This window comes from Lactobacillus gallinarum DSM 10532 = JCM 2011, assembly GCF_001434975.1.
GTDB lineage: Bacteria > Bacillota > Bacilli > Lactobacillales > Lactobacillaceae > Lactobacillus > Lactobacillus gallinarum.
This window is the reverse complement of sequence record NZ_AZEL01000056.1, coordinates 101,102-110,553: the sequence shown is the minus strand read 5'-3', so window position 1 is coordinate 110,553 and position 9,452 is coordinate 101,102. Positions and strand designations below refer to the sequence as shown.

The 9,452-nt window shown below is 38.6% G+C and carries 9 protein-coding genes and 3 pseudogenes; 1 reads left to right on the top strand and 11 read right to left on the bottom strand.

Going from position 1 to position 9,452, the window contains the following annotated elements; translation table 11 throughout:
* Positions 1-1,514, bottom strand: a 1,514-nt coding sequence (locus FC37_RS08195) for an alpha-amylase family glycosyl hydrolase (RefSeq protein WP_056945599.1), incomplete at its 3' end; no start/stop codon positions are given.
* Between the two features lie 353 nt (positions 1,515-1,867).
* Between FC37_RS08195 and FC37_RS10870 the strand changes: the two are divergent.
* A pseudogene (locus tag FC37_RS10870) lies at positions 1,868-2,378 on the top strand (IS5 family transposase); the annotation flags it as partial.
* A gap of 84 nt (positions 2,379-2,462) precedes the next feature.
* On the opposite strand, the gene FC37_RS08185 reads toward FC37_RS10870, so the two are convergent.
* From FC37_RS08185 to rplI, 10 genes and pseudogenes are all read right to left on the bottom strand, one after another.
* Complete coding sequence (locus FC37_RS08185) at positions 2,463-2,648, bottom strand: hypothetical protein (RefSeq protein ID WP_010620892.1); 186 nt, start codon at positions 2,646-2,648, stop codon at positions 2,463-2,465.
* Positions 2,649-2,694: 46 nt separating this feature from the next.
* A complete protein-coding gene (locus FC37_RS08180; protein WP_025006355.1) occupies positions 2,695-2,976 on the bottom strand; it encodes a type II toxin-antitoxin system RelB/DinJ family antitoxin in 282 nt (93 codons plus the stop codon).
* 227 nt (positions 2,977-3,203) lie between these two features.
* A pseudogene (locus FC37_RS08175) lies at positions 3,204-3,746 on the bottom strand (replication initiator protein A); the annotation flags it as partial.
* Positions 3,741-3,970: pseudogene (locus FC37_RS10595) on the bottom strand (GlsB/YeaQ/YmgE family stress response membrane protein); the annotation flags it as partial. The pseudogenes FC37_RS10595 and FC37_RS08175, both read right to left, overlap by 6 nt.
* 48 nt (positions 3,971-4,018) lie before the next feature.
* Entirely contained in the window at positions 4,019-4,210 is a 192-nt protein-coding gene (locus FC37_RS08170) for a CsbD family protein (protein ID WP_025006353.1), read from the bottom strand.
* 145 nt (positions 4,211-4,355) lie between these two features.
* On the bottom strand, positions 4,356-5,234 hold the full coding sequence (locus tag FC37_RS08165; RefSeq protein WP_025006352.1) for an ROK family protein: 879 nt from the start codon (positions 5,232-5,234) through the stop codon (positions 4,356-4,358).
* 118 nt (positions 5,235-5,352) lie between these two features.
* Positions 5,353-6,282, bottom strand: coding sequence for a DegV family protein (locus FC37_RS08160; protein WP_025006351.1), 930 nt, complete (start codon positions 6,280-6,282; stop codon positions 5,353-5,355).
* Positions 6,283-6,386: 104 nt separating this feature from the next.
* Positions 6,387-7,334: a phosphate/phosphite/phosphonate ABC transporter substrate-binding protein gene (locus FC37_RS08155; protein WP_025006350.1), complete on the bottom strand. Its 948-nt coding sequence runs from the start codon at positions 7,332-7,334 to the stop codon at positions 6,387-6,389.
* A 225-nt stretch (positions 7,335-7,559) separates the two neighbouring features.
* Positions 7,560-8,954 carry a replicative DNA helicase gene (gene dnaB, locus FC37_RS08150; RefSeq protein ID WP_025006349.1) on the bottom strand — a complete coding sequence of 465 codons (1,395 nt, stop codon included), beginning with the start codon at positions 8,952-8,954 and terminating at the stop codon, positions 7,560-7,562.
* 31 nt (positions 8,955-8,985) lie between these two features.
* Complete coding sequence (rplI, locus tag FC37_RS08145) at positions 8,986-9,441, bottom strand: 50S ribosomal protein L9 (protein WP_025006348.1); 456 nt, start codon at positions 9,439-9,441, stop codon at positions 8,986-8,988.
* Between the last annotated feature and the right edge of the window lie 11 nt (positions 9,442-9,452).

Here is a 9,452-nt window from a genome sequence, read left to right as displayed (position 1 = left end):
ACATAGGCATAAACTCTACTACCCCAACTTGAAGGCTTTTCAAAATGAACCTTTTTAGTTTCTGTTGTTGTACTGCTGCTGCTTGTTGGATCCCCGTAAAGAACAACAACTTCACGTCCTTGAATTGTACCGGTTAAATAACCATTTTTAACGGTAAATTCATCTGAACCAGCCTTGTTTTCATAAGTCCCATCAGCTAAACTAGTTTTAACATTCAAACTATATGAACTGCCGGAAACGTTTGCAAAAACAACCCCTTTGCTGCCACGTTCATTTTCAAAAATCTTGGTATTGCCATTTGGATTAGAAATATATTCAGATTGACCAGCCATTGCATTATGGAATTTATTAACAGCTACAACTGCTTTATCATAATACAAACTGCTGCCAGCATCACCAATTTCTGAACTGCCAGGGAACCGAGTACCATTACCACCATCAACTGGACGGTCAAAGAACAGCGGAACACTACCAGAACGCGAAGCAACAACAGCCCAGCCTAATTTAATATCACTATTATTCATCCAAGTTGAAACTTGATCATCGTTAGCATAATTATCATGCGATTCGACCCAAGTTACTAATTTAGAAGCTGGAACACTGATGTTGAAATTCTGCAAAGTACTTGCGGTAAAATCACGATTCTTTAACGCATTGCGAATCGTATTGCCGTAATTTGAAGCTGTAACACTCATGTAATTAGCATAATCTGATTCTTTTGAAATCGAGTCCTGCAAAACTTCACCATACTGAAATTCAGACCCATTATCAGTAATATTTGGCCAGAAATTGCTGCCATAGCTGCCATCATATTGACTTGGAAGTTCAATATGCTTAGCTGCATCATAACGAAAGCCTGAAGCTCCGTCAGAAATCAAGCGTTTCAAATAATTCTTCAAATACGTCTGAACTTGAGAATTTTGAGTATTCCAATCATATAAAACTAACAACGCATTTTGAGTAACATCTTCACGATCTCTCCAATTCGAAATTTTTTTGTTACCATGTGTCCAATTTGGAATACTTTTAATTTCATCCGAAATTGCACTATAATCACTTGTTGTATCATTCAGAGTTGCATCGACAATGATCCTGATATTATATTCTTTAGCAGCAGCGCACATTGACTTAAATTCAGCTTCCGTTCCTAAATAATAGTTACCAATACTATATTTAGTTGGCTGATACAGCCAATACCAGTTATTTACTGACTTAGACCCGCTATTTCCAACTTTAACTTCATTAACAGGTGAAGTTTGAACCGCTGTGTAGCCGGCGTCATGAATCTGTTTCAAGTTGTTTTTAATCGTGTTGAACGACCAGCACCATGCATGAAAAATAGCACCGTCGCTAACAGAATCAGCTGTATCATTGCTTGAGTCATCAGTTGATGTCGTATCACTAGCCGCTTGAGCAACTTGTTTAGAATGATTGCCCAATCCAAAAGATATAAAGAAAACACTAGCTACTATAACTAAAAAAGAAACAAGCCAGAAACTTTTCTTTTTTTTCACTTTTTACTGCCCCCTTTATTAAAATATTGAAACTGCAGCTTGGCCAAGTGAACAATTTCAAAAGAAATTATATATTTTTGCTAACTTCTTTGCAACCGTTTTCATAAAAATCGAAAATTTTTTTTGCTTCTGTTTTATAGTCAGTATTAGTTTTAGTAACTGAAACTTGAAAGCTGATAATCACGCCAAAGGCGTGTGGTTATTGGCTTTTTTAGAAGCTGTTTAGTATCTTTGATTTTGACCAAGTAATTTGATAAACTACTGTCAAAAAAGTTGGTGATCATATGCAACATTTTAGTCATCATTACCAAAGCGATATTTCTCGGCAACAATTCGATTTGATCCGCCAGGATCTGGAAGCTTCAAGAAAACGAACTCATCCAAAACACATTGATCCTTATGATATCTTCTGTGCCATGCTCTATGTCCTTAAAAATGGTTGTACTTGGCGTGATTTGCCGGCTGATTTTCCAAAGTGGTCCACTGTTTACTACTATTGGATGAATTGGTCGAAAGCCCCCACCCCTGATAAACCAGCTTTATTAACTCAGGTTTTAAAAAATTGTCGCTGATCGAAGATTAAGGCAAGGGCGATCAGCACGAACTTCGTTCGTCATTTTAGATGCCCAAAGTATCAAGAACACCGCTACCGCTGAAAATAAGGGTTACGATGGTGGTAAGAAGATCTCGGGAATTAAACGGCATTTAGCCGTCGACATCAATGGCTTCCCGCAAGCAATCCATATTACCCGGGCTAACATCACTGATCGTGACGGGGCGATTGCACTCGTTACCCTTAATTTAGAGCAGTTTAAATTGGTTCGAACCATGATGGTTGATAGTGGTTATACCGGCCAAAATTTTGTGACTGCTTTTGCACCTTTTCTGGATAAGTAATATTTTGGTTTATCCAAGGAAAATTCCTCAATATATATTGGGGTTTATCTATCAACGGACAAAGTCCTTTCGCTTAATAACCTCATCTTGCCTTTTATCTAAAAAGTAGGTATATAAAGCGTCATATACTTTGCGCTTTTCTGGGTCTGGCTCATGTAATGACTTATCAAGTAAATCTTTTAAATCAGTTTCTTTGGCAATTTCAAAAAAGTCATTAATTGTGATTGTATCTTTCATGTTCATCACACTTCCAAGTTATTAATTTATTTAATCTGATAAGTCATTAGTCCTCATCTGGATCATTGAGCCAATCAGCGACCTCTTTAGCGTCTTTAAACTCGGTGACTGGTGTCTCTTTGGTAGCCTTTAAAAAGCGTAAATTAGCTCGTTCTTCTTCGCTTAAAGACACATTAAAAGGTAAGGCACCATTAGCAACAATCCGCTTATAAAACATATTGATCGCGGTAGTTGGTTTTAGACCTAACTGGCTTAAAACGGCTTCGGTATTATCTGCCAATTCTTTGTCAATCTGGACTTGTACGCGTTTCTTTTCCTTAACTGCCATGATTTTCTCGCCCCCCCTTTATTGCTACTCACATTATACTAATCTTTGAGTACCATCTCAATTATATAAGTCTTTTAAAAGCTGTGAATTTGAGTTTGCTGCCCCTTTAGCAACAGCAATCAATATAAGGCTTCTAAAACGTCCATAGGAACATTTTAAGACCAGCTTAGTATAATATGCTCTATCTGTTTAAAACAGCTTAAATGGCCTTACATAGCTTTTTAGTTTTAAGCACGCTCATCGTTAGGGTGTTTGGCCGCATATTCTCTAGCCGCTTGTTTATTCCACCAAACGCCAAATAGGTTTTGCATGGTGCCATACAAGTAGTTCTCAACGTTCTTGATGTGCTTCTCATTGCTTCTTAGGGCGTTAAAGTAGCGTCTTAGTGCTTTAGTCATCAAAGGTTTAAGTTCTTCATCATCAAGTGGGATTAGAACGCCAATATCTTTGTGATCCTTCTCAACTCGATACTTAGCATTTAAGATAATGCCAATGAAGCGCCGCATTTGTTGTGGGGTACGGCACAAAAAGCTAAGTAGTTGAACAGCTTCGGGTTCTAAGAAAACTGGTAAGCCACTATCTTCATCAGTTAGGAAGTCATTAGCATGGTTCACCAAATCCTTGTTTTGCTTTTCTAGTTCTGCTGGTGAGAATTGGGCTGTGGAAAAGTCCAACTTTTGAGTATCTATATTGTATCTATTAGTATCTATGTTTTTAAAGTCTTTATATAGATCGTGTCTATTTTTTAGACTTCCGCTCGTAGCAAACGAAATTGCTAATACCAAGATAACTGCCCCTAGTACCGACGGCACTATTGCCATCCCAGCCATTTGCGGTCCCCAGGAGCCAAAGATTGCTTGGCCTAGCGTTGAGCCAACAAGTCCTGCTATGATATTAGCAAGAAAGCCCATTGAACCCCACCCCTACCAGTTATAACACCGGCAAGCAGTCCTATTATAGCTCCGACAATTAAAACCCAAATCCAATAAATCATAGGATCACCATGTTTCTAACTAAATTAATTTTTTCAAGGATAATCCTATTAGCAGTCTTCATCGATTTGATGGTCTGGCTCTATATCATCTTTTACCTTTTTGGCCTTAGCTTTTACTTTACCTTTTGTCTTTTGCGCCTTGCCTTCTACTTCACGCGACTTGTCTCCGGTTAATTTACCTTCAACTTCTTTAGCCTTGCCAATTATTTTGTCTTTTAAGCCACTATCCATATTACTCATAAGCGGCTCCTTTCGTTAATAACGTGATACGTTCTATAGTTAATACTACGCTGATTTACCCCTAATTACGTCAAAAAAGACCCAGCTTACGTCTTTCTTAACGTGCTGAGCCTTTTTATTGCTTATTCAAGTAAATCGTGTGTTTTTATTTGAGTAAATTCTTTGCCAATTCAAAGTCGCCAAGAGTTGCGGAACCGTTGTTTGCAACGGCTGGACGAACGATTAACTTGTCCAAATTTGGTGTTGCGACATAGTTGTTGTTAAATTCATTGAAGAACTTTCTAACCTTAACAAGGTCATCTTCATTTAATACAGAACCACCAACAACCATTACATCTGGACGAGCAGTCATGTAAACATTGAAGAGCATTTGTGCGATGTAGTATGCAGAATAAGTGAAGACCTTGTTATCACGTGAAAGCTTTTCACCAGGAATACCGGTTCTGCCTTCAAGACTTGGACCAGCTGCCATACCTTCAACACAAGCGTCGTTGTGGAATGGACAGTGACCCTTGTAGTCATCACCAGGATAACGACGAACGAGCATGTGACCCATTTCTGGGTGGTTGTTCAAACCAAGAAGCTTACCTGCTTGAACAATACCTGCACCAACACCAGTACCAACAGTTGCGTAGAAGTAACTCTTTGAATCATCGCGGCCACGGGCAACGTACTCACCGTAACAAGATGCGTTAACGTCAGTCGTCATTGCAACTGGAATGCCAAGTTCTTTTTCAAAGAAGCCCTTAACTTTAGTGCCCGACCAGCCTGGCTTAGGAGTGTCCAAAATGTAACCATAAGTGCGTGACTTAGGGTTGATGTCGATTGGACCAAAAGTACCGATACCCAATGCATCAACTGGGTGCTTCTTAAAGAAATCAGCTGTCTTTTGTAAAGTTTCTTTATTAGTTGTAGTAGGAATTCTGTCGCGAGCAACTTCCTTGCCTGTTTCAACGTCTTGAACTGCTACGATAAATTTTGTACCACCGGCTTCGATACTGCCGACATATTTCTTTTCTGCCATTTTCTCATCCTTTTCTTGTATATTTTTATCTCCGAATAGTTTTTGTGCTGATAATATTATAAAGAAAAAAGCCTTTATGTGTAAAGGCTTTCATATATATGTAATTAATTCTATTTACTTACGCTTTATCTACAACTTCTTCAGAATTGATTTCTTCAATTGGCTTACCATTTTTATCAAAGTAGTCATCAAGATCACGACACCAAATCATTGCCATTGTTCCCTGTCCTACATGGACACCAACTACCGGCCCAATAATACTTTCATCGAACTTATATCTAGGGAACTTAGCACGATAATCTTCAATCCATTCTTCTTTCTTATCAGGATCAAGTGAATCAAAAATTGTGCATTGAATATTGTATGGCATGTTCTTAGTTAAATTATCGAAGTCAGTCTGCACATGCTTATAAGCTCGCTTAGTTTGTCTTTCCTTGGCAATCGCAGAAATTTTACCTTCATCTTGCACATCCATTGAAAGAATTGGCTTAATTTTGAACAATGTTCCCACAAAGCTGGCAGCGTTAGAAAGTCGACCTGTTCTCTTCAAGTGGCTCAAATTGTCCACCATAAAGCGTACATCCATCGTTTTCTGCAAGTCAGTTAAATCATGCATGATTAGATCTATGTCCGCTCCAGCCTCGACAAGGCGTCCTGCGAGCATCGCATAATCGGCCTCACCAGCACAGGTGATTTTGCTATCGAATGGATGAATCTTGATTCTAGTTTCGCTATTCGCAATACTTTCAACAGTTGAATAATAACCAGAAATACCACTAGACAAGGTAATTACAATCACATCAGTGTAGCCTTGCTCTACATATTCATCTATTCTTCTTTGCAAGTCACCTGGGGAAGGCTGTGAAGTTATAGGCAATTCTTTTTCATTAGCTAATTTTTGATAAAACTCTTCAAAGCCGATATCAACCATATCACGGTAAGTCTTATCACCCCAGATAATTGGAATTGGCAAAACATCGATATGATACTTTTCTTGTTGCTCTTTAGTTAAGTAAGCTGAGCTATCGGTTAAAACAGCAATTTTCATAATCCTTCTCCTTTGATTGTTACTTATATTTTAACCGATTTCAGATGGCTTTTAGCAAAAAAATAACCTGCTTTTAAAAAAGCAGGTCTTTTTAATAATCAACTTTAGTTATTATTACTACTGCCGCCAGTAGCTTTGTTAACAATCTTTTGGTATTGACGCAAGCCATCGAAGTCTGAGTCTTTGGCACTTACATAGCCATAATGGTTGTAAATACTTTCAATGATTTGCTTACCCTTCTTAGACTTTGCAATATTCTTGAATGCCTTAGAAAGTTTAGCTCTAAACTTCTTAGGCATATCTTTTCTAACTGCGATGATGTCGTTAGGAATCCACTTAGTGAAGTAGATTGGCACAACGTCAGTCATGGCCTTCTTATCGTCTTGAGCTGCGATGTTACGTGCATCTGAGAAGACAAATGCGGCATCGACGTCGCCGTTCAATACTGAAAGAACTTCTTGATCATCACCTTTGATGTTAACAAGCTTACATTCCTTAGTAACGTTTAAGCCCTTCTTGTAAAGTTCTGCAACTGGGTAAACGTAAGCGGATGAAGAACTTGGATCACCGATAGCAATCTTTTTACCCTTAAGGTCCTTCCATGACTTGATTTTAGAACCCTTCTTAACCACGATCATACCGCGGTATTTGTGCATCAAAGTGTGGTTCATCTTACCAGATGGTTCATCATAGCCGTAACGTTCAGCTTGTAAAAGTACGTCTGCAATTCCACGTTTATGAGCAAGAATGTAAGAATATGGTGGCATAAAACCAACGTCAACTTTCTTAGATGACATAGCTTCAACCAAACCACTGTAGTCTGTAGAAACTGTTACGTGAACTGGAATATGCAATTGCTTTTGTAAAAGCGTTCCAAGTGGCTTGGCCTTAGCTTCCATCTTGTTAGCTTGAGTACTTGGTACGAATTCGACATTCAATTCTTTTGGTTCATTTGATGAAGATGAACTACTCTTTTTATTGTTCGAACATGCCGCAAGTGAAACAGTAGCTAAAACTGCTAAAGCTCCAACTAATACTTTTTTAAACTTCATAAACTTGAAATTCCTCCAAAAAATTAATTAATAGGTTTCATCACATAAATAGGTATAACAGAATAAATGCTAGATTTCAATATAAAATGCGAATTATATTATTTATATTTATGAATATTGTTCTGATATTTATTCTATATTTACTGTAATATCAACGTTCATCACTTAATATTCGGATTCTGAATACTCTTAATAAATAAAAAAGCACATGCTTTTAACATGTGCTTAATTGCCATCAGGATCATCATGAGCATAATCAAGGTTTGAGAAGCGGTTATATGGCTTCGAGAACATTAATTTAACAGTCCCACGACTACCTGAACGGTTCTTTTCAATAATTACTTCAACTTCACCGTTATCGTCTTCAGATCCTACTTCGTTGCTGCTACCGCTATTTTCACCATCTTCTGGCTCATCGCGGTAATAGTCATCACGATATAAGAAAGATACAATATCGGCATCCTGTTCAATTGATCCAGATTCACGAATATCGGACAATACAGGGCGTTTATCCTGCCTCTGCTCAACCGACCGTGATAACTGGGAAAGGGCAATAACGGGCACGTGAAGCTCCTTAGCCAGCTTTTTCAATTGACGTGAGATTGCGGAAACTTCTTGTTGCCGTGATTCACTACGTGGACCTTCAATCAGCTGCAGGTAGTCGATTACAATTAGCCCCAGATTACCTTTTTCTTTGGCTAATCTTCTGGCTTTTGCACGGATTTCACTCATTTTAATACCCGGAGTATCATCGATAAAAATATCCGTGTTAGCAAGCGAGCCTGACGCAATTACTAACTTGCGCCATTCTTCTTCATCCAGCTGACCTGTTCTTAAATGCTGAGAATCTATTAGTCCTAAGGATGCTAACATTCTTTGAACTAACTGTTCTCCACTCATTTCTAGAGAAAACATCGCCACGGTTTTATCCGTATGCAGCCCCACAAACTGTGCCACATTCAATGCAAATGACGTCTTACCTACACCAGGCCTTGCAGCGATAATGATCAATTCATCATCATGAAAACCAGTCGTCATCTTATCCAGCTCAGCGAATCCTGTTGGCAATCCTGTAACCATGTTGCCGTCATCAGGGATATTATTAATATCCTTAATAGTGGAATTAACGATTTCTTTGATTGTTCTGAAACCACCACTATTATTTTCTGATGAGACATTCATAATTTCGCTTTCCGCGTCATCAAGAATATCAGTTACATCATCTGAACCATCAATTGCGTTAGAAATAATCTTTTGACTAGCAGAAATCAGTCTGCGCAATAACGCCTTTCGGTGCACAATCTGCGCATAGTAAGTAACGTGCGCAGCGGTGGGCGTTGCCAGTGCTAATTCTGAAACATAACTAATCCCACCAATGTCATCTAGCTGATTTCTCTTATTTAGTTCATCTTGAAGAGTCAGCGGATCAATTGCATCCCCGCGATCTGACAAATCCAGCATCGCTTGATAGATGATCTGATTTGCTCTTTCATAAAAATCTTCCGGTTGAACTACCGCACTCGCATCAGCAATTGCTTCTGGATCAATAAAAATCGCACCCAGAACAGCCTTTTCGGCATCTGAGTCGTGTGGAATTTGTTGAGAAACAATATTATCCATCAATCACAACCACTTTTTATCAAAAATAAAATTAGTCTTGTTCAGTAACGTGTACACGAATAGTAGTTTCAACACCCTTGAACAACTTAGCGTGAACATTAGTGTAACCTAAAGTCTTGATTGGTTCTGGCAAGTTCAACTTGCGCTTATCAACCTTGATACCATATTGCTTTTCAAGGCCTTCTACAATCTTCTTGCTTGAAATTGAACCAAACAAACGTGAATCTGTACCAGCCTTTGACTTGAAGTTAACGATTGTATCGTCTTTTTCAAGCTCTGCCTTAATCTTTTCAGCTTCTGCCTTTTCAGCTTCGTAAGCAGCCTTTTCGTTAGCTTCTACACGCTTTAAGGTATTCATGTTACCCTTGGTAGCTGCCTTAGCCAAGCCACGCTTGATTAAATAGTTTTGTGCATATCCATCTGGAACTTCCTTAACTTGTCCACGCTTGCCACGACCTCTAACGTCTTGTGTAAAAATAACCTTCATTTTGTTCTCCT

Bases quoted from the DNA above. Each gene is read 5' to 3' on its own strand.
- FC37_RS08165 (WP_025006352.1), bottom strand. From the start codon at position 5,234: ATGGCAGAAAAGAAATATGTCGGCAGTATCGAAGCCGGTGGTACAAAA.
- FC37_RS08160 (WP_025006351.1), bottom strand. From the start codon at position 6,282: ATGAAAATTGCTGTTTTAACCGATAGCTCAGCTTACTTAACTAAAGAG.
- rplI (WP_025006348.1), bottom strand. From the start codon at position 9,441: ATGAAGGTTATTTTTACACAAGACGTTAGAGGTCGTGGCAAGCGTGGA.
- FC37_RS08180 (WP_025006355.1), bottom strand. From the start codon at position 2,976: ATGGCAGTTAAGGAAAAGAAACGCGTACAAGTCCAGATTGACAAAGAA.
- FC37_RS08170 (WP_025006353.1), bottom strand. From the start codon at position 4,210: ATGAGTAATATGGATAGTGGCTTAAAAGACAAAATAATTGGCAAGGCT.
- FC37_RS08185 (WP_010620892.1), bottom strand. From the start codon at position 2,648: ATGAAAGATACAATCACAATTAATGACTTTTTTGAAATTGCCAAAGAA.
- dnaB (WP_025006349.1), bottom strand. From the start codon at position 8,954: ATGGATAATATTGTTTCTCAACAAATTCCACACGACTCAGATGCCGAA.
- FC37_RS08155 (WP_025006350.1), bottom strand. From the start codon at position 7,334: ATGAAGTTTAAAAAAGTATTAGTTGGAGCTTTAGCAGTTTTAGCTACT.